Source organism: Pantoea sp. Taur (assembly GCF_009830025.1).
Classification (GTDB): domain Bacteria; phylum Pseudomonadota; class Gammaproteobacteria; order Enterobacterales; family Enterobacteriaceae; genus Pantoea; species Pantoea communis.
Map to the genome: position 1 here is coordinate 188,111 of NZ_SZZZ01000005.1, position 22,992 is coordinate 211,102.

A 22,992-nucleotide genomic window follows, 5' to 3' on the forward strand; every position below is an offset into this window, starting at 1 on the left:
TTTAAGGTTCGCGTGACAAGGAGGGCTCATCAATAACGTTAGCAGACTTTACGCAAGCTGCACCCAGTAAGGAAAGCGATAAAGCGGTGAAAATAAGCGATAATTTTTTGAACACTGTCACAAAGGCAACAGTTAAAAATTTTTTATTAAAACCGCAGCCGTTTCGCTTCGATCCTGCTGCCCTAAAGCAAATTCATCCTTGCGTCATTGAGCCGTCACGGCGCTGTCATCTGGCTCGCGCACTGTAGTCGCCATCCCGCAGCAACCTTCGCTGCGTTCCTCAACCTGTAGCGAATGAGGTATTGAACGTGATGGAGATATCCAGACATCCGACCACTGTTTATCAGGCGGTCGCCGCCCAACTGGAGCAGGCACTGCAAGAGCGTTATCGCTGCGGTGACTATCTGCCTTCCGAACAGCAGTTAGCCGACCACTATGAAGTCAACCGCCATACGTTGCGCCGCGCGGTGGATGAACTGGTGAACAAAGGGCTGCTGCAACGCCGTCACGGCGTCGGCATCCTGGTGTTGATGCGTCCCTATGATTACCCCTTGCATGCGCAGGCGCGCTTTAGCCAAAACCTGCTGGAGCAGGGCAGCCATCCGACCAGCGAACGTTTGCTGGCAGTGCTGCGACCGGCCAGCAGCGACGTGGCCAGTGCACTGGCCATTAATGAAGGCGACAACGTGATTCATCTGCGCACGCTGCGCCGCGTCAATGGCGTACCGGTGTGTGTCATCAATCACTTCCTGCCGGAACTGAGCTGGTGGCCGACGATACAGCAGTTCCAGAGCGGCTCGCTGCATGACTTTATGCAGCAGCACCTTGGCCTCGATTTAACGCGTTCGCAAACCCGAATCAGCACCCGCCGCGCCCAGGCTAAAGAGTGTAAACAGCTGGAGATTGCCCTGCAGTCACCGCTGCTGTGCGTGCGCACCCTGAATAAACACCGTGACGGTCAGGTAGCGGAATACTCCGTCAGCCTGACGCGTGGCGACATGATTGAACTGACTCTGGAGCATGAATGAAACAGCAAACCGCTCGCCAGCATTGGCTATCGGTACTCGCGCACAGCGAAGCCAGCCAGCTAAATGCCCACTGGCAGTCGCTGCACCTCAATGCACAATTTGAAGCGATTCGTCCCGCCGAAACCGGTTTAACCCGTTTGCAGGCGCGCATGGGCGGTAGCGGCAAACGCTTCGTGATGGGCGATGCCACCGTCACGCGTGCCGTAGTGAAACTGCACGATGGCACCCTCGGTTTCAGTTATGTGCTGGGCCGCGATAAAGCCCATGCCGAACGCTGCGCCGTGATTGATGCGCTGCTGCAACAGCCGGAAACCCATGCGCTGCTGCAGGAAAAATTAATTGCCCCGTTGGCGGCACTGCGTGAAGAGCAGCGTCAGCTGCGTGCACGTGAAATCGCCAGCTCTAAAGTGGACTTCTTTACGCTGGTACGCGGAGATAACTAATGACATTACTCGCCAGTTTTAACCATCCGGTTGCCGATTCACAGCGTGCTTTTCGTCGCATCCTGAAAGCCATGAGCGAGCCAGGCGTCATGGTCTCACTGCCGCTGGAACAGGGCTGGGGCGATTTGTCTCCTGCCGCGACGGCGGTACTGCTGACGCTGGTGGATCAGGAGAGTGCGCTGTGGCTGGATAGCCGTGTAGACAGCGAAATCGTGCGTAACAACCTGCGTTTCCACACCGGTGTGCCGATTGTGGAAGAGCGCCATGCACCGTTTGCCTTAACCCATGCAGCGTCAAATCCGGATCCTGCGCAGTTCGCGCCGGGCGACAATATGTCACCGGAAAAAAGCACCACGCTGATCATTGAAGTGCCTTCCCTGAATGGGGGTTTAACCCTGCGCCTGTCCGGCCCTGGCCTGCGTGAATCACGCGCCATCGCGCCACAGTTGCCGGAAGCGATTCTGACTTATCTGCGCGAGCGTCCGCATCCGTTCCCACTGGGCGTGGATCTGATTTTCACCTGCGGTGAAGCGATGATGGCCTTGCCACGCACCACTGACGTGGAGGTGTGCTGATGTACGTTGCGGTGAAAGGGGGCGAGAAGGCGATAGCCAGCGCCCATGAGCTTCAGGCCGATCTGCGCCGTGGCGACCGTGACGTGGCGGAACTGGGTTGCGATCAGGTCGCGCAACAGTTGGGATTAGCGGTGGATCGCGTGATGACCGAAGGCGGCATTTACGATCCCCAGCTCGCGGCCTTAGCGATTAAACAAGCCAGCGGCGATTTGGTGGAAGCCATCTTCCTGCTGCGCGCCTATCGCACCACCTTGCCACGTCTGGCCGACAGCCTGGCGCTGGAAACCGATGAGATGCGCATCGAACGTCGTATTTCGGCGGTCTACAAGGATTTGCCAGGCGGTCAGGTGCTCGGCCCAACTTACGATTACAGCCATCGTCTGCTCGATTTCACCCTGCTGGCCAATGGCGAAACCCCGGCAGCACCGCGTGACGATCAGGCACTGCCTGAACGCTGTCCGCACGTGTTCAGCATGATGACCAAAGAGGGTCTGGCGGCGCGTGAAGAGGATGATGGCAGCGAGCCGTGCGATATCACCCGCGAGCCGCCCGGTTATCCGGCGACGCGCGCGGCACGCCTGCAACAGCTGGTACGCGGCGATGAAGGTTTTCTGCTGGCGCTTGGATATTCCACCCAGCGTGGCTACGGGCGTAACCATCCGTTTGCCGGTGAGATTCGCACCGGCTATCTCAGCGTATCAATCTGCCCGGAAGAGCTGGGCTTCGAGATTGATATCGGCGAAATCCTGCTGACCGAGTGTGAAATGGTCAACGGCTTCACCACGCAAACCGAAGGTGCGCCGCACTTCACCCGTGGTTACGGGCTGGTTTTTGGGCGCTCAGAGCGTAAAGCGATGGCAATGGCGCTGGTGGATCGTGCCCTGCAAGCACCCGATTACGATGAACGTATTGCCGGTCCGGCGCAGGATGAAGAGTTTGTGCTGTCGCATGCCGACAACGTGGAAGCGGCGGGCTTTGTTTCGCATCTGAAACTGCCGCATTACGTCGATTTCCAGGCGGAGCTGGAGTTGCTGAAACGGCTGCGTGAACAGGTTCAGGAGCAAAACGATGAGTGAGTTAACCGGCTATAACAACGGCTATCTGGATGAGCAGACCAAGCGCACTATCCGTCGCGCGATCCTCAAAGCGGTAGCGATTCCAGGTTATCAGGTGCCGTTTGCCGGACGTGAAATGCCGATGCCTTACGGCTGGGGCACTGGCGGGATCCAGATCACTGCCAGCATCATTGGTGACAGCGACGTGCTGAAGGTGATTGACCAGGGCGCGGATGACACCACCAACGCCGTATCCATCCGTCGTTTCTTCCAGCGCGTCAGCGGCGCAGCGACCACTGAAGCCACCAAAGATGCCACGCTGATCCAGACGCGTCACCGCATTCCGGAGACGCCACTGCAGGAAGATCAGGTGCTGATTTTCCAGGTGCCGATTCCTGAGCCGCTGCGCTTTATCGAACCACGCGAAACGGAAACTCGCACCATGCACGCACTGGAAGAGTACGGCATCATGCAGGTCAAACTGTATGAAGATATCGCCCGCTACGGCCATATCGCCACCACCTACGCCTATCCGGTCAAGGTCAACGATCGCTACGTGATGGATCCATCGCCGATTCCGAAATTCGACAACCCGAAGATGCACATGATGCCCGCACTGCAGCTGTTTGGTGCTGGCCGTGAAAAACGCATCTACGCGCTGCCGCCGTACACCAAAGTGGAAAGCCTCGACTTCGACGACCACCCATTCACCGTACAAAGCTGGGATGAACCCTGTGCCCTGTGCGGTTCACGCCACAGCTACCTTGATGAGGTGGTCATGGATGATGCCGGTACGCGCATGTTTGTCTGCTCCGATACCGATTTTTGCCACCAGCAGCAGGAACAACAACATGCACAGTGAACAGCCGCTGCTTGCGGTCAACAATCTGACGCACCTCTATGCGCCAGGCAAAGGTTTTGAAGACGTCAGCTTTGAACTCTATCCAGGGGAAGTCTTGGGCATTGTGGGCGAGTCTGGTTCCGGCAAAACCACGCTGCTGCGCAGCCTGTCGGCGCGCTTAGCGCCACAGCAGGGCAACATTCTCTATCGCGCTCAGGATCTCTATCAGCTAAGTGAAAGCGATCGCCGCCGCTTACTGCGCACCGAGTGGGGCGTGGTGCATCAGCATCCATTGGATGGATTGCGTCCGCAGGTCACGGCAGGCGGCAACATTGGTGAGCGCTTGATGGCCGTCGGCCAGCGCCATTACGGCGATATCCGTAAAGAGGCGATGCGCTGGTTGCAGGACGTCGAAATCCCCGCCAACCGCATTGACGATTTGCCGACCACCTTCTCCGGCGGTATGCAGCAGCGTTTGCAGATTGCCCGCAACCTGGTGACCCAGCCCACTCTGGTGTTTATGGATGAGCCAACCGGTGGTCTGGATGTGTCTGTGCAGGCACGACTGCTGGATCTGCTGCGTACCCTGGTACGTGAACTCAATCTGGCGGTGGTGATTGTCACGCACGATCTTGGCGTGGCGCGCTTGCTGGCGCACCGTCTGTTGGTGATGAAGCAGGGCAGAGTGGTGGAGAGCGGTCTGACCGATCGGGTGCTGGACGATCCGCACCATCCCTACACCCAACTGCTGGTTTCATCGGTGCTGGCTTAACTTCATCAGGACATCAACATGCAACCTTTATTGCGCGTAGAGAAACTCAGCAAAACCTTTGTGCTGCACAACCAGAGTAGCGCCGAGCTGCCGGTGCTGCAGGATGCCAATCTTGAAGTGTGCGCCGGTGAGTGCGTGGTGCTGCACGGTCGCTCCGGCAGCGGAAAATCCACCTTACTGCGCGCGCTGTACGGCAACTATCAGGCCAACAGCGGTCATATCTGGTTGCAACATCAGGGCGAGTGGATCGATATGGCGCAGGCCCCCGCGCGCCAGATACTGGCGATTCGCCGCGAAACCGTCGGCTGGGTCAGCCAGTTCCTGCGCGTGATTCCCCGTGTTCCAACGCTGGAAATCGTCATGCAGCCACTGCTGGAACGCGGCGTGGAGCGTGCTTTCTGCGAGAAACGTGCCAAAGAGCTGCTGACGCGCCTCAATGTACCGGAGCGTTTATGGTCACTCGCGCCCTCGACCTTCTCCGGCGGTGAACAGCAGCGCGTTAACATCGCGCGTGGCTTTATCGCTGACTATCCAGTGCTGCTGCTGGATGAACCCACCGCTTCCCTCGACAGTGCCAACAGCGCAGCGGTGGTGGAATTGATTGAACAGGCGCGCACCCGTGGTGCCGCCATTGTGGGTATTTTCCATGACGAAGCGGTGCGCGCACGCGTGGCCGATCGCCTGCACGTCATGCAGCCGGTTAAAACAGGAGCAGAAGCATGATCGTCAATAACGTCCGTTTGGTGCTGGAACATGAAGTTGTCACCGGTTCGCTGGAAATCCGTGAGGGTCGCATTGCCAGTTTCAGTGACAGTACCAGCCAATTAGCGGGCGCACTGGATGGCGAAAACGCCTTCCTGCTGCCAGGTCTGGTCGAGTTGCACACCGATAACCTCGATAAGTTCTTCACGCCGCGTCCGAAAGTGGACTGGCCCGCGCACTCGGCAATGAGTAGCCACGATGCGCTGATGGTCGCCAGCGGTATTACCACGGTGCTGGATGCCATTGGTGTCGGCGATGTGCGCGACGGCGGTCATCGCATTGAGAACCTGAGCAAGATGATCAACGCGATTCAGGACAGTAACCGCAAAGGCATTAACCGTGTCGATCACCATCTGCACCTGCGCTGTGAGTTGCCCCATAACACCACACTGCCGCTGTTCGAAAAGCTGATGAGTACGCCGGAGCTGTCATTGGTGTCGCTGATGGACCATTCGCCAGGTCAGCGTCAGTACGCTTCACTGGAGATGTATCGCCTCTATTATCAGGGCAAATATTCGCTGAATGATGAGCAGATGGATCAGTTCGAGCGTGAGCAACTGGCGCTGGCCGCCGAGTTCTCCACCCCGAACCGCAACGCCATTTCCGGCCTGTGCCGTTCGCGCGGCATTCCGATTGCCAGTCATGATGATGCCACAGCGGCACACGTTGCCGAATCACACGATGTGGGCAGCACCATTGCTGAATTCCCCACCACGCTGGAGGCCGCACGCGCCTCGCGCGAATGCGGTATGCAGGTGTTGATGGGCGCGCCGAATATCGTACGCGGCGGCTCGCATTCCGGCAACGTGGCAGCCTGGGAGCTGGCCAGCCATGGCCTGCTGGATATTCTGTCATCCGACTACTACCCGGCGAGCCTGCTGGACGCGGTGTTCCGCTTAGTGGCGGATGAGCGCAACAGCCTGACGTTGCCACAAGCCGCCGCGCTGGTGACACGTAATCCGGCTCGCGCTATTGGCTTGCACGATCGCGGAGTGATTGGCGAAGGCATGCGTGCCGACCTGGTGCTGGCGCATACCGAACATGGGCATCCTCACATTCGCCACGTCTGGTCGCAGGGCAGGCTGGTGTTCTGATGGCGCGCCTGATCTGGCTAACCGGGCCTTCGGGCTCGGGTAAAGACAGTCTGTTGAATGCGCTACGCGAAGCGCCGCCGGATAACCTGGTCATCGCCCATCGCTACATTACGCGTCCGGCCGATGCCGGGGGCGAAAACCATGTGGCGCTGAGCGAGGCCGAGTTTCGGCGGCGTCAGACACTGGGATTGTTTGCCATTAGCTGGCAGGCGCACGGCCTGTATTACGGGCTGGGAGAGGAGATCGACCACTGGCTGGCGCGGGGTTTAAATGTGCTGGTCAATGGTTCACGTCTGCATTTGCCGATTGTTGAGCAGCATTACGGGGCACAACTGTTGCCGCTGGTGCTGCAAGTCTCTCCGGCGGTGCTGGAAATGCGTTTACGGCAGCGCGGACGTGAAAGTGAAGCCGAAATCGGTAAACGGCTGGCGCGTGCGGCAGAACCGCTGCCTGCGCACTGCCATCCGCTCAATAACGATGGCGCACTGAGCGACACGCTCGACACACTGCGTCAACTGCTGGAGCATCCGCCATGAACCTCACTTTTCTCGGTACTGGAGGCGTGCAGTCTGCGCCGCTGTTTGGCTGTGATTGCCACGCTTGCGAACGTGCACGTCTTGAGCCACGACGCGCTCGTGCTGCCACCAGTGCGCTGATTGACACCGGCAGCGAACGTATTTTGCTGGATGCCGGACGCCACGATCTGCATCAGCGCTTTCGTCCCGGCGAGCTAAGTCGCATTTTACTGACCCATTTTCATATGGATCATGTAGCGGGACTCTTTAGCCTGCGTTGGGGATTGGGTGAACCGATTCCGGTGTGGGCGCCGCCGGATGAGAAGGGCTGTGATGACCTGTTTAAGCATCCGGGCCTGCTGGATTTCCGTTCTGCGTTAACGCCTTTTGTGCCGCACAGTTTCGGGACGTTGCAGGTCACGCCGCTGCCGTTACAGCACTCAAAACTCACTTATGGCTACCTGTTCGACTGGCACGGTACGCGGCTTGCCTGGCTGTGTGATACCTGCGGATTACCCCCGGACACTGCAGATTTTCTTAATGGTCAACCGCTGGATCAGCTGGTGATTGACTGCAATGACCCGCCGCGAGAAAGCGTACGCAATCATAATGATGTGACGCGCGCATTGCAGATTATTGAACAGCTGGCGCCGCGCCAGGCCTGGCTTATCCACCTGAGCCATGAGATGGACAGTTGGTTACTCAATAATCGCTTACCGGACAATGTGCTGGCGGCTACCGACGGTCAGACCATCACGGTCGGTTCCTCACACGCTGTCACTGTTTAATCATTTTACTGTCATCAAGACTTCATCGGATTTGCCCGTAATAACGGGCAATCAAGACCTCAGCGAGATGGAGTGCAACATGGCACAGGCATTACTGAAAACCGTTATCGACAATCCTTATGTTCCGCACGCCGGGCAAGGCAACAAGGTGCTGTCGGTACAGGGACTGTGCAAGGCGTACGGCGAAAACCGCGTACTGGATAATGTCAGCTTCGATCTGCATGCGGGCGAGCTGGTGGCCGTGATTGGTCGCTCAGGCGCAGGCAAATCGACACTGTTACACATGCTGAACGGTACCATCTCTGCTTCGCAGGGTGCGATTCTCAGCAATCGTCAGGGTGAAGCGGATCGTGATGTGGTGACGCTCAACAGCCGCCAGATGCGCGAATGGCGCAGCGAATGCGGCATGATCTTCCAGGACTTCTGTCTGGTGCCGCGTCTTGATGTGCTGACTAACGTCCTGTTGGGACGCCTGAGCCAGACCTCAACCCTGAAATCCTTCTTCAAAGTGTTCTCCGAAGCGGACCGCGCGCAGGCCATTGAACTGCTGCAGTGGATGAACATGCTGCCGCAGGCGCTGCAGCGTGCGGAGAACCTGTCAGGCGGACAGATGCAGCGCGTGGCGATTTGCCGTGCGTTGATGCAGAACCCGCGCATCCTGCTGGCGGACGAGCCGGTGGCTTCACTCGATCCGAAAAACACCAAACGCATTATGGATGTGCTGCGTCAGGTGAGCGAGCAGGGCATCAGTGTGATGGTGAACCTGCACTCGATTGAACTGGTGAAGCAGTACTGCACCCGTGTTATCGGCATTCAGCGCGGCAAAGTGCTGTTTGACGGACATCCTTCTCAGTTGACTGATGGCTTGCTGCATGAGCTATACGGCGACGAAATTAACCAGCTCCACTAACTTCCACGGCAAGAGAAAAAACACGAATGAAACTGACCTCTTTAGCTTTATTGACTGTTGCAATGACTTTTGGCGTTAACGCAGCGGATGCACCAAAAGAATTGAACCTCGGGATTTTGGGTGGACAGAACGCCACTCAGCAGATCGGTGATAACCAGTGCGTGAAAGATTTCTTCGACAAAGAGCTGAATGTCGATACCAAAATGCGCAACTCGTCTGACTACTCAGGCGTGATTCAGGGCCTGCTGGGTAACAAAATTGATATGGTGCTGAGCATGTCTCCAGCATCTTACGCTTCCGTCTATCTGCAGAACCCGAAAGCGGTTGATGTTGTCGGCATCGTGGTAGATGACAAAGACGGTTCACAGGGTTACCACTCAGTCGTGATCGTGAAAGCGGACAGCCCGTACAAAAAACTGGAAGACCTGAAAGGTAAATCTTTCGGCATGGCCGATCCGGATTCAACTTCTGGCTTCCTGATGCCAAACCAGGCGTTCAAGAAAGAGTTCGGTGGCACAGTTGACGACAAGTACAACAACACCTTCTCCAGCGTCACCTTCTCTGGCGGCCATGAGCAGGACATCCTGGGTGTGCTGAATGGTCAGTTTGAAGGCGCAGTGACCTGGACCTCCATGATCGGTGATTACGACAAGGGTTATACCTCTGGTGCCTTTGGCCGCATGATGCGTATGGACCAGCCTGACCTGATGAAGAAAATCCGCATCATCTGGCAGTCTCCGCTGATCCCGAACGGTCCAATCCTGGTGAGCAATAACTTGCCCGCTGACTTCAAACAGAAGCTGGTGGCGGCGATCAAGAAGCTGGATAAAGAAGACCACAGCTGCTTTGTTAAAGCGGTGGGCGGTGCTCAGCACATCGGCCCGGCAACCGTTGCCGATTATCAGAACATCATTGATATGAAACGTGATCTGATGAAAGGCTCACGCGGTTAATTTCGCGTCTGACCGGCAGGGTCGCCCGTGATGGCGACCCTTTTCACATCTGCACCATCCTCTACCACAGGACATTCCCCTTGACCGATTTCGAACACTACTACCAACGCATTCGTCGCCAGCAAAAGCGCGACACCGTGCTCTGGTCGCTGCTGTTGGTGGCGCTCTACCTCGCTGCGGGCAAGATGGCGGAATTCAATCTGGTCACCGTCTGGCAATCACTGCCACACTTTTTCGATTACATCGGCGAAACCGTGCCGGTGTTGCATCTGCCCGTGCTGTTCTCCGATGGAAAAACTGAAGGCTCGCTGGCCTATTGGGGCTATCGTCTGCACTTCCAGTTGCCGCTGATCTGGGAAACCCTGCAGCTGGCACTGTCGTCGACCATTGTGGCGGTGATGGTGGCTGGGGTACTGGCGTTTTTCGCTGCTGATAACACCCAGACGCCGCGCAGCGTCCGCATCGCGATCCGTGCTTTCGTCGCTTTCCTGCGCACCATGCCAGAACTGGCGTGGGCAGTGATGTTCGTGATGGCGTTTGGCATTGGGGCAATTCCCGGCTTCCTCGCACTGGCGCTGCACACCGTGGGCAGCCTGACCAAACTGTTTTATGAATCGATTGAAAGCGCTTCAGACAAACCGGTGCGCGGCCTCGCGGCATGTGGAGCGACCAAATTACAGCGCATGCGCTTCGCCTTCTGGCCGCAGGTGAAACCAACGTTTCTCTCTTACAGCTTTATGCGTCTGGAAGTGAACTTCCGTTCTTCTACCATCCTTGGATTGGTGGGGGCGGGCGGTATCGGCCAGGAGCTGATGACCAATATCAAACTGGATCGCTACGATCAGGTGAGCATCACACTGCTGCTGATCATTGTGGTGGTGTCGCTGCTGGATACCGTATCCGGCTGGTTGCGTCGTCGCGTGGTGGAAGGGGAAATCAAATGATCGCATTAGCACCGGATGTGGCAAAGCTGAAGCAGGAACACCCTGCACTGTTCGCCGCACAAAACCGTTATCTGCGCCGCGTGGCTTTAGTCGCCCTCGCCGTGGTGCTCTATTACCTGTTCTTCTTTGAATTTTTCGGCATTGAGTGGAGCCGGTTCCTGATCGGTTGCCAGCAGCTGGGCCGTTACTTCCTGCGCATGTTTGTCTGGCAGGATTTTATCAACTGGCCGTTTGCTTATTACTTCTCCCAGATTGGCATCACGTTGGCGATTGTCTTCGCCGGGACGCTGACCGCTTCCATTATTGCGCTGCCGGTGTCTTTCCTTGCCGCCCGCAACGTGATGCACGATCCGATTGCCCGTCCGATTTCCTTAGTGGTGCGCCGTTTGCTCGACATTCTGCGCGGTGTCGATATGGCCATCTGGGGCCTGATTTTTGTGCGTGCAGTTGGCATGGGACCACTGGCGGGTGTGCTGGCGATTGTGGTACAGGACGTGGGCTTACTGGGCAAACTGTATGCGGAAGGGCATGAAGCGGTTGAACGTTCGCCGAGCCGGGGTTTAGGTGCGGTGGGAGCCAACAGTCTGCAGAAACATCGCTTCGGCATCTTTACCCAATCCTTCCCGACCTTCCTGGCATTGAGCCTGTACCAGATTGAATCCAATACCCGTTCGGCGGCGGTACTGGGCTTCGTTGGCGCTGGGGGCGTCGGTCTGGTTTATGCCGAAAACATGCGCCTGTGGAACTGGGATGTGGTGATGTTTCTGACCATCCTGTTGGTCGGCGTGGTGATGATCATGGATGTCATCTCCAGCAAACTGCGTAAACGCTATATCACGGGGAAACCGTTGCCGCTGTGGCAGCCTGCCGTGCGCGACTGAGCCGTTCACTGCGTTGCCAGGCGCGCTCCAGCGCCTGCGCCAACTGCGCCTGCTGCCAGGGTTTTGCCAGCCGTTCACACAGTGGCAAAGTGACCTGGCTCTGGCGCAAATCCTGACCGCTGATCAGCAGGGTGGCCAGTTCTGGCCACTGCTGCTGTGCCTGGCGAATCACATCCGCCCCGTTTAACGCGCCGGGTAACATCAAATCACTGATCAACAACTCAATATCTGGCGTCTGCCGCAGCAGCGTCAGTGCGGATTCGCCATCGCCACACTCTAAAGTGAGGTAGCCGAGTTGATGCAGATGCTCACACAATGTCTGCCTGACGGCGGGTTCATCATCCAGCACCAACACCAGCCGGTCGCTGCTTGAACCCGGCGTAAACTCGGGAAGAGTCGGCGCGGGCTGGACCGCTTCCGGTGCGCGCGGCAGTAACAGGCGCACGGTAGTGCCCTGGCCGGGAGCGGTTTCCACCTCGATCTGCCCGCCGGATTGACGCACAAATCCATACACCATCGACAACCCCAGTCCGCTGCCGCTGCCGGTCTCTTTGGTGGTGAAAAATGGCTCAAACACCTGTTCACGTACCTCGGCTGACATGCCGCAGCCGTGATCGATAACTTCAATGGTCACGCGATCGCGTTTACCATCCGCTTCCTGCATTCGCTGATTCCAGATGCGCAGGCGAATTTCTCCGCTCTGTTTCTCCATGGCATCGCGTGCATTGACCACCAGATTCATCAGCGCATTTTCCAGTTGCCCGGCATCGATCCACGCGGGCCAGCCGGGGCGTTGCGCATCAACCACTAATTGCTGACCGGGCAACAGTGCATGCTGTAACAGTGAGTGCAGATTATCGACCAGCTCAATGACTGATACCGCACGCGGATAAAGCGACTGTTTACGTGAGAAGGCCAGCAGCCGCTGGGTAAGCTGTGCCGCGCGGTCGGCCGCCAGCCGGGCTCGCTCAATGCGACTGGCCAGTGAACCGGAGGGGAGTTGGCCCACGGTAAGGGCCAGACTGCCAATAATCACGGCCAGCAGGTTGTTAAAGTCGTGGGCGATACCGCCGGTGAGTTGGCCCACCGCTTTCATTTTTTGGCTGTGCAGCAGCGCTTCTTCCAGCGCCTTACGTGTGGTGCGCTCAAGCACGGTGTTGACCATGCCACGGCGTGGCACCGGACTAAAGCGCAGTTCCAGCGTGCGGCCGTCGGGCAGGCGAACTTCCTGCGCATCCTGCAGGCTGGTGAGCTGCACATCCATTCGCTCTAGCAGACGTTGATAATGCAGGCCGCGATGCAGGTCGCGTGCCGGAATGCCGAGTAACTCGGCGTACTGCGCGTTCCACACCACCAGTTGCCCACTGTTATCGAACAACGCAAAGCCATCGCGCATGGCGAGGAAAGTGGATTCCAGCTGATTGCTTTTCTCTTTTAACAGGCGGGAAGTGTGGGCCAGTGAAGCCGTATTGCGTGCAAAGACGTTAAAGGCGCGAGCCAGATCGCCGAGCTCATCACGGCGGGCCAATCCCGGAACATTGACGCTTTTCTCGCCCTGGGCCAGACGCGTCATGGCGTGGGCGATAGCGGTCAGGCTGGAACCGAGATTGCGATAAATGTAGTAACCCGCGTAACCGGTGATCAGCAGTGCCAGTAGCATAAACAGGCCAATAAAACCGATGATGGAGTCCAGTTCCTGATGCGTGGCGGTGCTGCGCGCATCGCTCTGCTGCGCCACCAGTTGCACATAATGAGTGATGTCGCCATTCAGCATCGCCACCAGCGCTTTGATGCGATAGGTCGCGTAGGCAATCGCGATATCGCTCTGCTCAAGCTGTTCAGCGACCGGCTGCAGGCTGCGCGCGGTGTCGACCAATCGGTCACGCTGCATTGCCAGCGCATCTTGTAACGGTAAGGCGGACCAGATGGGCAGTACCTGCTGCAATTGTTGTTCAGCGGCTTGTGGCGCAGTGGATTGGATTGCCACCTTTAACAGGGCATCCGTTTGCTGGCGCAGCGGCATGAAAGCGCCGTCGCTGGCGAGCACATCAATGCGATTCAGCAAGAGTTGTGCCTGCCACAGGCCACTCAGCATCACATTACGTTGTAAGTGGCGTTGATGGCCAACCCTAAGCAGCTGATTGATGCTCTGTTCCAGCATCTGGCTGCGTTCTCGAATGCGCGCCAGCAGCGCAGGTTGCTGTGCGGCCAGAGGCGCGTTCGCCAGCAGGGATAGGGATTGTTGTAACGCTTGCTGCGTCTGCTGCAGGCGTGCCGACTCGCTCTGATACTCCAGCGCACCCACCACTTGCGCCAGTCGTACGGCGGCGGTGGCCACGTTGGCAGTATCCCGCGCCAGCGCCAGGCTGCCGTTCATATCCGCCAGGGTTTGCGCCTGCGCCTGCTCCTGAATGTGACCGGCGTGGCGAAATCCAAAAATAGCCACCAGGCTCACCGCCAGCGTGACGCTCACCACTAACAGGTTAAATAGCAGCAGGCGACCCCGCGCGCCAGCGTGCCAGTGCAGACTCTGACTCATTGCGGCCACTCCTTACCTCTCAGCTCCCGGCGAGTATAAAAGCGTGACCGGGGCGCAATATGACAAATATGAATGGCCGCTGACATTTTCCATTTATCTGGCGTTGCAACACTCGGCGACAACTTCAGAAAGCAGGAGCCAGGCGATGGCGGCGACACCGATATTAGAAATGCGCGAAATCACCCGACGCTTCGGCAGTTTCTACGCGTTAAAGGGCGTGGATCTGACCGTGTGGCCGGGTGAAGTCCATGCGCTGATGGGCGAAAACGGTGCCGGGAAAAGTACGCTGATGAAGATTCTGGCCGGTGCTTATACCGCCAGCAGCGGGGAAATTCTTATCGACGGTAAACCCTACGCCATCAAAGGCCCAAAAGAAGCGCTGGCAGCAGGCATCACGCTGATTTATCAGGAAATCAATCTGGCACCTAATCTCACCGTGGCAGAGAACATCTTTCTCGGCAGCGAGATCACGCGCGGTGGGCTGGTGAAACGGCGGCAGATGGCGGAAGAGGCACAGCAGGTGATTAATCGTCTGGGCGCCCAATTCAGTGCCAACGATCTGGTGAGCAAACTCAGTATCGCTGAACAGCAGCAGGTGGAGATCGCCCGCGCGCTGCACCGCAACAGCCGCATTCTGGTGATGGATGAACCCACGGCAGCACTCTCCAATCGCGAAACCGAACAGCTGTTTGCGCTGATTAAACGCCTGCGCAGCGAAGGCATGGCGATCATTTACATTAGCCATCGCATGGCCGAAGTGTATGAGCTTTCGGATCGCGTCAGCGTGCTGCGTGATGGGCAGTATGTTGGCAGCCTGACGCGCGATCAGCTTAATGCCAGTGAACTGGTGCGTATGATGGTTGGCCGTCCGCTGAGCGATCTGTTCAATAAAGACCGCAACATTCCCTTCGGCGAGGTCCGTCTCGCTGTCAATCACCTGACCGATAACCGCAAAGTCCATCCCAGTAGTCTCTCGGTGCGTGCCGGGGAGATTGTCGGATTGGCGGGATTGGTCGGTGCCGGACGCAGTGAGCTGGCGCAGCTGATTTTTGGCGTGCATCAACCCAAGGGAGGCGAAATCTGGATCGATGGCGAGAAAGTCAAAATTCATTCGCCGCGAGATGCCATCGCACGTGGTATTGGCTTCCTCACCGAGAACCGTAAAGAGCAGGGGCTGTTCCTGGAACTGGCCGCACAGGAAAACATCGTGATGGCGACGCTGGAACGCGATGCCAGCTACGGCCTGCTTAATCGGCGTAAAGGGCAAAAGATTGCCGGTGATGCCATCGAATCACTCAACATTCGTGTGCCGCACGCCCAGGTACGGGCCGGGGGGCTATCGGGCGGTAATCAACAGAAACTGCTGATCTCACGCTGGGTAGCGATTGCACCACGCATTCTGCTGCTGGATGAGCCAACACGCGGCGTGGACGTCGGCGCCAAGAGTGAAATCTACCGCATGATGAACCAGATGGCGCAACAGGGCGTGGCGATTTTGATGATCTCCAGCGAACTGCCGGAGGTGGTCGGGATGAGTGACCGCGTGTATGTGATGCGTGAGGGCAGTATTGCCGGAGAGTTGAGCGGCGCTGAGATTAGCCAGGAAAACATTATGACACTGGCCACCGGCGCACAGCCGGTACAGGCCTGAGGAGACCGCAATGACCAGTGAAACTGCACGCGTAAAAAGTCCAACGCTTAAACGCGCCTTGATGAGCGACCTGCTGCAAACGGTAGGGATTCTGCCGATTTTGATCCTGATTGTGGCGGTATTTGGCTTTGTTGCGCCGAACTTCTTTACCGAAGCTAACCTGCTGAATATTACCCGGCAGGCATCGATCAATATCGTGCTGGCAGCGGGGATGACCTTTGTGATCCTCACCGGCGGGATCGATCTGTCAGTGGGCTCGATGCTGGGCACCACGGCGGTCGTGGCGATGGTGGTGTCGCTGGATCCGGCCTTTGCGGGCCTGACCATCCCGGCGGCGCTCGGCGCGGGGCTGATTATGGGCCTGTTCAACGGACTGTTGGTGGCATGGGCTGGCTTACCGCCCTTTATCGTGACGCTCGGCACCTATACCGCCTTGCGCGGGGCGGCGTATTTGCTGGCGAACGGTACCACGGTGATTAACTCCGATATCAATTTTGAGTGGATAGGTAATGGTTATCTTGGGCCGATTCCCTGGCTCATCATCATCGCCTTCGCCGTCATCGCGCTGTGCTGGTTCATTCTGCGCCGTACCACCCTGGGGGTTCACATCTACGCCGTGGGCGGCAACGTGCAGGCGGCGCGCCTCACCGGGATCAAGGTCGGTATGGTGCTGGTGTTCGTCTATGCCATGAGCGGCATGTTGTCGGGGCTGGGTGGATTGATGAGTGCCTCACGTCTCTACAGCGCTAACGGCAACCTGGGTGTGGGGTACGAGTTGGATGCGATTGCTGCGGTGATTTTGGGCGGCACCAGTTTTGTCGGCGGTATCGGCACCATTACCGGCACGCTGATTGGTGCGCTGATTATCGCCACGCTGAATAACGGCATGACGCTGATGGGCGTTTCTTACTTCTGGCAGTTGGTCATCAAGGGCGCTGTGATCATCATTGCCGTACTCATCGATAAGTACCGCACACGTCATCACGTGGGTTAACGGGCTATTTTACTTGCCATTTTACCGCCGGGCAGTGCGCGCAATCCTTACGTACATGAGTACGCTCCGGTTGCTGTGCGCTGGCCGTCGGCAAACTGGCTGCGACAATAACGCCCCTCAACTCGTTTAATTGAGAACAGGCTGTCACACAACGGCGATCTGCTGGGTCGCCAACATAATCAAAAAAGCAGGAGAACATCGACTATGCGTTTTAATCCGATTATTACCGGACTGCTGGCGGCGACGTTGCTGAGTGCGCCGCTGGTACAGGCCAAAGAGTTGAAATCCATTGGTGTGACCGTCGGCGATCTCGCCAACCCGTTCTTCGTGCAGATCACCAAAGGTGCTGAGCTGAAGGCGCGTGAACTGGCCGGCGACAAGGTCAATGTGACGCTGGTCTCCAGCGGTTACGATCTTGGTCAGCAGGTGGCGCAGATTGATAACTTCATCGCCGCCAAAGTGGACATGATCATCCTCAATGCCGCCGATTCCAAAGGTATCGCACCCGCGGTGAAACGTGCGCGTGATGCAGGCATCGTGGTGGTGGCGGTCGACGTGGCGGCTGACGGTGCCAATGCCACCATTACCTCCGATAACACTCAGGCAGGTGCGATGGCCTGTAAATACATCTCTGATCGCCTGAAAGATAAAGGCAACGTGGTGATCATCAACGGACCGCCGGTGTCAGCGGTGCAAAACCGGGTTGAAGGCTGTATGAACGAGCTGAAAACTCATCCCGATATCAAACTGCTCTCCTATAACCAGAACGCCAAGGGCAGTCGCGATGGTGGCCTGGAAGTGATGACCGGACTGCTGTCTGCCAATCCGAAGATCGATGCGGTGTTTGCGATTAACGACCCAACGGCGATTGGTGCCGATTTGGCTGCCAAGCAAGCCCAGCGCAGTGAGTTCTTTATTGTCGGCGTCGATGGTTCGCCAGACGGCGAAGAAGCCCTGAAACGTAAAGGCTCGCTGTTTGTCGCCACCCCAGCGCAAGACCCGCAGGTGATGGCAGCCAAAGCGGTGGAGATTGGCTACGACATCCTGCAGGGCAAACCCGCACCGGACAAACCGGTGCTGATTCCGGTCACGATGATCGATCGCAATACTGTCAGCAGCTACAAAGGCTGGACGGTGAAATAACGTTGATTTCTTGAGGCGGTCTCTGGGCCGCCCACATTGGGAGCGGAGTTATGCATCGATCCGAAGTGAACGCCATTCTGCAACTCACCCGCGAATTCTTTATGCGTCAGGATGTGCACCTGCCGCCCTGGGCAGATTACGGTCTCAGCCAGTGGCGTGCGCTAGATAAACACCGCGCCGAAGAGCTGCTAGCGCTGCATCTGGGCTGGGATGTCACCAGTTTTGGTGCTGATGATTTCTCTCAGACCGGTTTAACCCTGTTTACTCTGCGCAACGGGTCGCGCGGCGGTCAGCCGTGGGGAAAACCTTACGCTGAAAAAATCATGCACGTGCGGGAAGGGCAGGTGACGCCGATGCACTACCATCCACAAAAGATGGAAGACATCATCAACCGCGGCGGCGGAAATCTGATCGTGACTTTGCATAACCGCGCGGGCGACCGGCTTGATGATTCACCGGTAAACGTCACGTTGGATGGCATCCGCCAGACTCACGCGGCGGGATCGCAACTGCGTCTCTCTCCTGGCGAGAGCGTCACCTTGCTGCCTGGGATCTGGCACAGTTTCTGGGGCGAAGAGGGCTATGGCGATGTGCTGGTTGGCGAAGTCTCGATGCCCAACGATGACGAGCATGACAACGTCTTTCTCACACCGCTGGCGCGCTTTAATCCGATTGATGAGGATGAAGATCCGCGCTGGCTGTTGTGCAACGAATATCACCGCTGGCTGGCATAAAGGAGTTCACGATGTCACTGATTTCACTGGCGCAAGGCCTGGCCCACGCGCAGCAACACCAATACGCGCTCGGCGCATTTAACGTACTGGACACCCATTTTTTGCGTGCGCTGTTCCAGGCGGCTGAGCAACAACGGTCGCCTTTTATCATCAACATCGCGGAAGTGCATTTTAAGTATGTCAGCCTCGAGCATCTGATTGCGGCGATTCACACAGAAGCGGCGCTGCATGATATCCCAGTGGTGCTCAATCTTGACCATGGTTTGCATTTTGAGGCGGTAATGCAGGCGATTCGCCTCGGATTTACTTCGGTGATGTTTGATGGCTCCACCCTCAGCTATGAGGAGAATGTGCGCCAGACCCGTGAAGTGGTGAAGATGTGCCACGCCATTGGCGTATCGGTTGAAGCGGAATTGGGCGCGGTGGGCGGCGATGAAGGTGGGGCACTGTTTGGTGAGGCTGACAGCAACAAATTCACCGATCCTGCTCTGGCGGCGGAGTTTGTCCAGTCAACCGGGATCGATTGTCTGGCCGTAGCGATTGGCAACGCGCACGGCAAATACAAAGGTGAGCCGAAGCTCGACTTTGAGCGTCTGGCGGCAATTCGCTCGGCGGCAGGCATTCCTTTGGTGCTGCATGGCGGTTCAGGGATCAGTGATGCCGATTTCCGCCACGCCATCAGTTTGGGCATTCATAAAATCAATTTCTATACCGGCATGTCACAAGCCGCACTAGGCGCGATAGAAAAGCAAATTACTCAGCGTGATGCGCGCTACGACTCGTTTGCTGAACTGCTGATGGCGGTAGAACACGATATTGCCAGTGTGGTGGCGCAGCAGATGCAGGTGTTTGGCAGCGCCGGGAGGGCCTGACATGGTGCAACGCAACGGTATTCTCGGTGCGGGCAGTATGCTGGTGGATCATGTGCAACGTATCACGCATTGGCCAGAACAAGGCTGGTTAGCGGAGATCACCCACAGTGAGAAGTGCAGCGGAGGCGCTGCACTGAATGTGCTGTTCACCCTGGCGCGCATGCAGGTCAATTTGCCGCTTGCCGGTGTCGGCATGGTGGGCGGGGACAGTGACGGTGATTACATCGTGCAGTTGCTGGACGATCATCAGATTGATCGTCAGTTTGTACAACGCACGCGCAATGTCAGCACGGCGATGACACAAGTGATGACCACGCCCGATGGTCAACGCACGTTTTTCCATGCCCGCGGCGCCAATGCCGAACTGGATTTGCCCCATTTTGCTGAAGTTGTCACTTCACATCGTATATTTCATCTCGGCTATTTGTTGTTGCTGGATAGTCTCGATCAGCCTGATGAGATTTTTGGTACGCGCAGCGCGCATCTGCTGGCACAAATGCAGCAACGGGGTTACCTCACTTCGCTGGATTTGGTGTCGCGAACCGGGGAGTATCGCCCGTTGGTGGTGCCGGCGTTACGCTGGCTCGACTATCTGGTGATTAATGAACTGGAGGCGCAGTCACTCACTTGCGTGACGCTGCGCAGCGCTTCGGGGCTGGCAGCACCCAGCGCGTTTGCCGAGGCCGCCGCCTGGTTACTGGAACAGGGCGTGCGCCAACGCGTGGTGATCCATGCCCCTGAAGGTGCCTGGGGACAAGAGAGCAGGGGTGAAGCAGGGTGGCAGCCGGCGTGGTGCCTGAAACCAGAAGAGATTGTGGGCAGCGTTGGGGCGGGAGATGCGTTTTGTGCTGGGGTGTTATATGCCAGTCATGAAGGTTGGCCCCTGCTGGAGACATTGAAGCTGGCACATACCTGCGCTTGTTTCAATTTGCATGCAGCGAATGCGCTGGACGGCACGCGGCCATTGGCCGAGATGCAGCGCTGGATGAATCAGGCAATCTGTGTTTCACGCGCGGCTGAAGCCGGACGTAATACATCAGCGGAAAATACGTAACCGAGGCCACGGATGGTGCGGATAAGGCTTGGTTGGTGTGGATTGGCTTCGATTTTCCGCCGCAGCCGCATAATCAGCACGTCAATGGTACGGTCGAACACCTCCAGACTTTCATTGTGAGTCAGTTCCAGCAGTTGATCGCGCGTCAGCACTTTGCGTGCGTGACCCACCAGGGCGCGCAACAGGGTATATTCGCCTTGAGTGAGGGCAACACTTTCGCGCTGAGGATTAAAAAGCTGACAACGCGCATCATCCAGCCGCCAGCCATTAAATTGCCATCCTTCATCCTGCGGTGCATCAGCTTGTGCCAGACGTCCACAGCGGCGCAGTGCAGCACGTGCACGCGCCACAACCACGCGCGGATTAAAGGGCTTGGCGATGTAATCATCCGCACCCATCTCTAATCCCACCACCATATCTGCTTCCGACCCCATCCCGGTCAGCATGATGACCAACAGGTCCGGCCGCTGCCGCTGCATCTGTTGCAGCACCAGTAAGCCGTTGGTGTCCGGTAGCATCATGTCCAGCATCACCAGGGAGATCTCGGGATGCAGGCTGAGCAGCGCAAGGGCATCTTTGCCCTGATGGCAGCTGTAGACGGTAAACACATGTTCACTCAATACATCGTGCAGCAATTCACACACGGCACGATCATCATCAACGACCAAAATCGCGGGCTTCATTGCGCTGTCTCTTATGTTGCGAAAGGGTTAAAAGCAGTGTAACCCGATGTTTTTGAGCTGCTGTCCTGTGCTGCAGAAACGTGAGCGCCATCGCTGAGCATTGTGCGAAAGCGTGCGTTGCCGCAATCTTTTTCCTCTGGAAGGCAGTAGAAGGGAAAACGATTGCGCAGCCATGGTGCAATGCACCATAATCGCGCCCTGTTCGGGTTCAGAATTATCCTAACCGTAACCGCATTTTGAAACGTAAACGATTGCGTACGGTGATGGCATAGCTATTGCTATGTGGACAGGGGAAAGCGGAAGGTGTGTCTGCCTTGGGTCCAGCGTGTGTCGCTTTCATCAATACAATAATTAGTTTGTTAACCACATTGGCAAGAGAGAACGTGCACCCGTGCCGTCTCCGCTCATGAGAGATGATGATGTTAGAAAAACTCTTCAAACTTAAAGCGCACAACACCACCGTGCGCACCGAAATCATTGCGGGTATCACTACCTTCCTGGCCATGGCCTACATTCTGTTTGTTAACCCGAGCATTCTCGGTGCGACCGGCATGGATAAAGGTGCGGTCTTTGTGGCGACCTGCTTAGCGGCGGCAATTGGCTGTGTGCTGATGGGGCTGATCGCCAACTATCCCATCGCGCTGGCACCGGGCATGGGGCTCAATGCTTTCTTCACTTATACCGTTGTGCTGCACATGGGCTACACCTGGCAGATCGCACTCGGCGCGGTGTTCCTGTCAGCGGTGATCTTCTTTGCGCTGTCAATTTTCAAAATTCGTGAGTGGATTATTGCCAGTATTCCGCTGCCTCTGCGCGCGGGTATCGCTGCCGGTATCGGCTTGTTCCTGGCACTGATTGCGCTGGAAGGCGCGGGCATCGTGGTGGATAACCCGGCCACACTGGTTGGCCTGGGCGATCTGACCAAACCGGGTCCGCTGCTGGCACTGTTAGGCTTCTTCATCATTGTGGCATTGGAAGCGCGTCGTGTGACCGGCGCAGTGTTGATCGGCATCCTGGTCGTGACCTTTATCTCGATGGGCATTGGTCTGACGCCATTTGGTGGCGTGTTCTCAGCACCCCCTTCTATTGCACCCACCTTTATGCAACTGGATATCGCCGGTGCGTTTAACGTGGGTCTGGTGAGCGTTATCTTCGCCTTCCTGTTTGTGGATGTGTTCGATAACACCGGTACGCTGCTGGGCGTGACCAAGCGTGCGGGTCTGGCGGATGAGCAGGGCAATGTGCCGAAAATGGGCCGTGCGTTAATCGCTGACAGTGCGGCTGCGCTGTTTGGTTCACTGCTGGGTACCTCAACGACTACCAGCTATGTTGAATCGGCTGCGGGTGTCAGTGCTGGTGGTCGTACTGGTTTGACAGCGATTGTCGTCGCTGTGCTTTTCCTGCTGAGCCTGTTCTTCTCGCCGCTGGCGGGTAGCGTCCCGGTTTACGCCACCGCACCAGCATTACTGTTTGTGGCGGTGTTGATGGCCTCTGGTTTGGCCGAAATTGACTGGAAAGACATCACCACGGCTGCGCCAGTGACCGTCACCGCGCTGACCATGCCTTTAACTTACTCCATCGCCAACGGTATCGCCTTCGGTTTCATTACCTGGACCGTGGTAAAACTGCTGAGTGGCCGTACGAAAGAGATCAATGCTGCACTGGTGATTCTCTCGATTCTGTTCGTCATCAAACTGGGCTGGCTGAGCGCTTAAGTTTTGGTTTCCGGAAGCCCGCTCGGGCTTCCGTGTTTTCTGTTTC

The 22,992-nt window shown here is 57.1% G+C and carries 23 protein-coding genes; 21 read left to right on the forward strand and 2 right to left on the reverse strand.

The annotated features are described in order from the left end of the window. Positions 1-311: 311 nt before the first annotated feature. The 14 genes from phnF to phnE (FD744_RS09625) all read left to right on the forward strand — a co-directional run bounded on the left by phnF (position 312) and on the right by phnE (FD744_RS09625) (position 11,561). A complete protein-coding gene (gene phnF, locus FD744_RS09560) occupies positions 312-1,028 on the forward strand; it encodes a phosphonate metabolism transcriptional regulator PhnF (RefSeq protein WP_034824586.1) in 717 nt (238 codons plus the stop codon). After that, positions 1,025-1,471: a phosphonate C-P lyase system protein PhnG gene (gene phnG, locus FD744_RS09565; protein WP_034824584.1), complete on the forward strand. Its 447-nt coding sequence runs from the start codon at positions 1,025-1,027 to the stop codon at positions 1,469-1,471. Before phnF ends, phnG begins: the two co-directional genes overlap by 4 nt. Then, a complete protein-coding gene (phnH, locus tag FD744_RS09570; RefSeq protein WP_034824582.1) occupies positions 1,471-2,046 on the forward strand; it encodes a phosphonate C-P lyase system protein PhnH in 576 nt (191 codons plus the stop codon). Before phnG ends, phnH begins: the two co-directional genes overlap by 1 nt. Then, positions 2,046-3,122 carry a carbon-phosphorus lyase complex subunit PhnI gene (locus tag FD744_RS09575; RefSeq protein ID WP_034824580.1) on the forward strand — a complete coding sequence of 359 codons (1,077 nt, stop codon included), beginning with the start codon at positions 2,046-2,048 and terminating at the stop codon, positions 3,120-3,122. The genes phnH and FD744_RS09575 overlap by 1 nt, the downstream gene beginning before the upstream one ends. Then, a complete protein-coding gene (locus FD744_RS09580) occupies positions 3,115-3,963 on the forward strand; it encodes an alpha-D-ribose 1-methylphosphonate 5-phosphate C-P-lyase PhnJ (RefSeq protein WP_058962106.1) in 849 nt (282 codons plus the stop codon). The genes FD744_RS09575 and FD744_RS09580 overlap by 8 nt, the downstream gene beginning before the upstream one ends. Then, a complete protein-coding gene (phnK, locus tag FD744_RS09585; RefSeq protein WP_039332167.1) occupies positions 3,953-4,714 on the forward strand; it encodes a phosphonate C-P lyase system protein PhnK in 762 nt (253 codons plus the stop codon). Before FD744_RS09580 ends, phnK begins: the two co-directional genes overlap by 11 nt. Positions 4,715-4,732: 18 nt before the next feature. Then, entirely contained in the window at positions 4,733-5,437 is a 705-nt protein-coding gene (gene phnL, locus FD744_RS09590; RefSeq protein ID WP_034824574.1) for a phosphonate C-P lyase system protein PhnL, read from the forward strand. Continuing rightward, positions 5,434-6,570 (forward strand): alpha-D-ribose 1-methylphosphonate 5-triphosphate diphosphatase, encoded by a 1,137-nt coding sequence (gene phnM / locus FD744_RS09595; protein ID WP_097116716.1) that lies wholly within the window; start codon positions 5,434-5,436, stop codon positions 6,568-6,570. The genes phnL and phnM overlap by 4 nt, the downstream gene beginning before the upstream one ends. Then, positions 6,570-7,106: a ribose 1,5-bisphosphokinase gene (gene phnN / locus FD744_RS09600; RefSeq protein ID WP_034824570.1), complete on the forward strand. Its 537-nt coding sequence runs from the start codon at positions 6,570-6,572 to the stop codon at positions 7,104-7,106. The genes phnM and phnN overlap by 1 nt, the downstream gene beginning before the upstream one ends. Next, positions 7,103-7,873 carry a phosphonate metabolism protein PhnP gene (gene phnP, locus FD744_RS09605; RefSeq protein WP_160868099.1) on the forward strand — a complete coding sequence of 257 codons (771 nt, stop codon included), beginning with the start codon at positions 7,103-7,105 and terminating at the stop codon, positions 7,871-7,873. The genes phnN and phnP overlap by 4 nt, the downstream gene beginning before the upstream one ends. 79 nt (positions 7,874-7,952) lie before the next feature. Beyond that, a complete protein-coding gene (gene phnC, locus FD744_RS09610) occupies positions 7,953-8,783 on the forward strand; it encodes a phosphonate ABC transporter ATP-binding protein (protein ID WP_034824566.1) in 831 nt (276 codons plus the stop codon). Between the two features lie 26 nt (positions 8,784-8,809). Beyond that, positions 8,810-9,736 carry a phosphonate ABC transporter substrate-binding protein gene (gene phnD / locus FD744_RS09615; RefSeq protein WP_034824564.1) on the forward strand — a complete coding sequence of 309 codons (927 nt, stop codon included), beginning with the start codon at positions 8,810-8,812 and terminating at the stop codon, positions 9,734-9,736. 80 nt (positions 9,737-9,816) lie between these two features. After that, complete coding sequence (gene phnE / locus FD744_RS09620) at positions 9,817-10,680, forward strand: phosphonate ABC transporter, permease protein PhnE (protein WP_034824562.1); 864 nt, start codon at positions 9,817-9,819, stop codon at positions 10,678-10,680. After that, a complete protein-coding gene (phnE, locus tag FD744_RS09625; protein WP_160868100.1) occupies positions 10,677-11,561 on the forward strand; it encodes a phosphonate ABC transporter, permease protein PhnE in 885 nt (294 codons plus the stop codon). Before phnE (FD744_RS09620) ends, phnE (FD744_RS09625) begins: the two co-directional genes overlap by 4 nt. On the opposite strand, the gene FD744_RS09630 is transcribed toward phnE (FD744_RS09625), so the two are convergent. Next, complete coding sequence (locus tag FD744_RS09630; protein ID WP_160868101.1) at positions 11,515-14,100, reverse strand: ATP-binding protein; 2,586 nt, start codon at positions 14,098-14,100, stop codon at positions 11,515-11,517. The two genes, phnE (FD744_RS09625) and FD744_RS09630, sit on opposite strands and share 47 nt — an antisense overlap. Before the next feature lie 145 nt (positions 14,101-14,245). Here FD744_RS09630 and FD744_RS09635 point away from each other — a divergent pair, with 145 nt between their 5' ends. The 6 genes from FD744_RS09635 (at position 14,246) to FD744_RS09660 (ending at position 20,548) form a co-directional block, all read left to right on the forward strand. Then, positions 14,246-15,751, forward strand: coding sequence for a sugar ABC transporter ATP-binding protein (locus FD744_RS09635; RefSeq protein WP_160868102.1), 1,506 nt, complete (start codon positions 14,246-14,248; stop codon positions 15,749-15,751). A gap of 10 nt (positions 15,752-15,761) precedes the next feature. Continuing rightward, the gene (locus tag FD744_RS09640; RefSeq protein ID WP_097116723.1) at positions 15,762-16,745 is read left to right on the forward strand and encodes a ribose ABC transporter permease; all 984 of its coding nucleotides are present in this window, start codon (positions 15,762-15,764) and stop codon (positions 16,743-16,745) included. 204 nt (positions 16,746-16,949) lie between these two features. Continuing rightward, positions 16,950-17,888 (forward strand): ABC transporter substrate-binding protein, encoded by a 939-nt coding sequence (locus FD744_RS09645; RefSeq protein WP_038646272.1) that lies wholly within the window; start codon positions 16,950-16,952, stop codon positions 17,886-17,888. 50 nt (positions 17,889-17,938) lie between these two features. Next, the gene (locus FD744_RS09650; protein ID WP_160868103.1) at positions 17,939-18,622 is read left to right on the forward strand and encodes a D-lyxose/D-mannose family sugar isomerase; all 684 of its coding nucleotides are present in this window, start codon (positions 17,939-17,941) and stop codon (positions 18,620-18,622) included. 11 nt (positions 18,623-18,633) lie between these two features. After that, a complete protein-coding gene (locus FD744_RS09655; protein WP_160868104.1) occupies positions 18,634-19,494 on the forward strand; it encodes a ketose 1,6-bisphosphate aldolase in 861 nt (286 codons plus the stop codon). Position 19,495: 1 nt separating this feature from the next. After that, a complete protein-coding gene (locus FD744_RS09660) occupies positions 19,496-20,548 on the forward strand; it encodes a carbohydrate kinase family protein (protein ID WP_160868105.1) in 1,053 nt (350 codons plus the stop codon). On the opposite strand, the gene FD744_RS09665 is transcribed toward FD744_RS09660, so the two are convergent. Then, a complete protein-coding gene (locus FD744_RS09665; protein WP_160868106.1) occupies positions 20,485-21,231 on the reverse strand; it encodes a response regulator in 747 nt (248 codons plus the stop codon). The genes FD744_RS09660 and FD744_RS09665 overlap by 64 nt on opposite strands. 416 nt (positions 21,232-21,647) lie before the next feature. Between FD744_RS09665 and FD744_RS09670 the strand changes: the two genes are divergently transcribed. After that, positions 21,648-22,946: an NCS2 family permease gene (locus FD744_RS09670; protein WP_211728366.1), complete on the forward strand. Its 1,299-nt coding sequence runs from the start codon at positions 21,648-21,650 to the stop codon at positions 22,944-22,946. The last annotated feature ends 46 nt before the right edge of the window (positions 22,947-22,992 follow it).

Excerpts from the sequence above, each read along its gene's own strand:
- phnF (WP_034824586.1), top strand. The coding sequence starts at position 312 with ATGGAGATATCCAGACATCCGACCACTGTTTATCAGGCGGTCGCCGCC.
- phnG (WP_034824584.1), top strand. The coding sequence starts at position 1,025 with ATGAAACAGCAAACCGCTCGCCAGCATTGGCTATCGGTACTCGCGCAC.
- phnH (WP_034824582.1), top strand. The coding sequence starts at position 1,471 with ATGACATTACTCGCCAGTTTTAACCATCCGGTTGCCGATTCACAGCGT.
- FD744_RS09575 (WP_034824580.1), top strand. The coding sequence starts at position 2,046 with ATGTACGTTGCGGTGAAAGGGGGCGAGAAGGCGATAGCCAGCGCCCAT.
- FD744_RS09580 (WP_058962106.1), top strand. The coding sequence starts at position 3,115 with ATGAGTGAGTTAACCGGCTATAACAACGGCTATCTGGATGAGCAGACC.
- phnK (WP_039332167.1), top strand. The coding sequence starts at position 3,953 with ATGCACAGTGAACAGCCGCTGCTTGCGGTCAACAATCTGACGCACCTC.
- phnL (WP_034824574.1), top strand. The coding sequence starts at position 4,733 with ATGCAACCTTTATTGCGCGTAGAGAAACTCAGCAAAACCTTTGTGCTG.
- phnM (WP_097116716.1), top strand. The coding sequence starts at position 5,434 with ATGATCGTCAATAACGTCCGTTTGGTGCTGGAACATGAAGTTGTCACC.
- phnN (WP_034824570.1), top strand. The coding sequence starts at position 6,570 with ATGGCGCGCCTGATCTGGCTAACCGGGCCTTCGGGCTCGGGTAAAGAC.
- phnP (WP_160868099.1), top strand. The coding sequence starts at position 7,103 with ATGAACCTCACTTTTCTCGGTACTGGAGGCGTGCAGTCTGCGCCGCTG.
- phnC (WP_034824566.1), top strand. The coding sequence starts at position 7,953 with ATGGCACAGGCATTACTGAAAACCGTTATCGACAATCCTTATGTTCCG.
- phnD (WP_034824564.1), top strand. The coding sequence starts at position 8,810 with ATGAAACTGACCTCTTTAGCTTTATTGACTGTTGCAATGACTTTTGGC.
- phnE (WP_160868100.1), top strand. The coding sequence starts at position 10,677 with ATGATCGCATTAGCACCGGATGTGGCAAAGCTGAAGCAGGAACACCCT.
- FD744_RS09630 (WP_160868101.1), bottom strand. The coding sequence starts at position 14,100 with ATGAGTCAGAGTCTGCACTGGCACGCTGGCGCGCGGGGTCGCCTGCTG.
- FD744_RS09635 (WP_160868102.1), top strand. The coding sequence starts at position 14,246 with ATGGCGGCGACACCGATATTAGAAATGCGCGAAATCACCCGACGCTTC.
- FD744_RS09640 (WP_097116723.1), top strand. The coding sequence starts at position 15,762 with ATGACCAGTGAAACTGCACGCGTAAAAAGTCCAACGCTTAAACGCGCC.
- FD744_RS09645 (WP_038646272.1), top strand. The coding sequence starts at position 16,950 with ATGCGTTTTAATCCGATTATTACCGGACTGCTGGCGGCGACGTTGCTG.
- FD744_RS09650 (WP_160868103.1), top strand. The coding sequence starts at position 17,939 with ATGCATCGATCCGAAGTGAACGCCATTCTGCAACTCACCCGCGAATTC.
- FD744_RS09655 (WP_160868104.1), top strand. The coding sequence starts at position 18,634 with ATGTCACTGATTTCACTGGCGCAAGGCCTGGCCCACGCGCAGCAACAC.
- FD744_RS09660 (WP_160868105.1), top strand. The coding sequence starts at position 19,496 with ATGGTGCAACGCAACGGTATTCTCGGTGCGGGCAGTATGCTGGTGGAT.
- FD744_RS09665 (WP_160868106.1), bottom strand. The coding sequence starts at position 21,231 with ATGAAGCCCGCGATTTTGGTCGTTGATGATGATCGTGCCGTGTGTGAA.
- FD744_RS09670 (WP_211728366.1), top strand. The coding sequence starts at position 21,648 with ATGATGTTAGAAAAACTCTTCAAACTTAAAGCGCACAACACCACCGTG.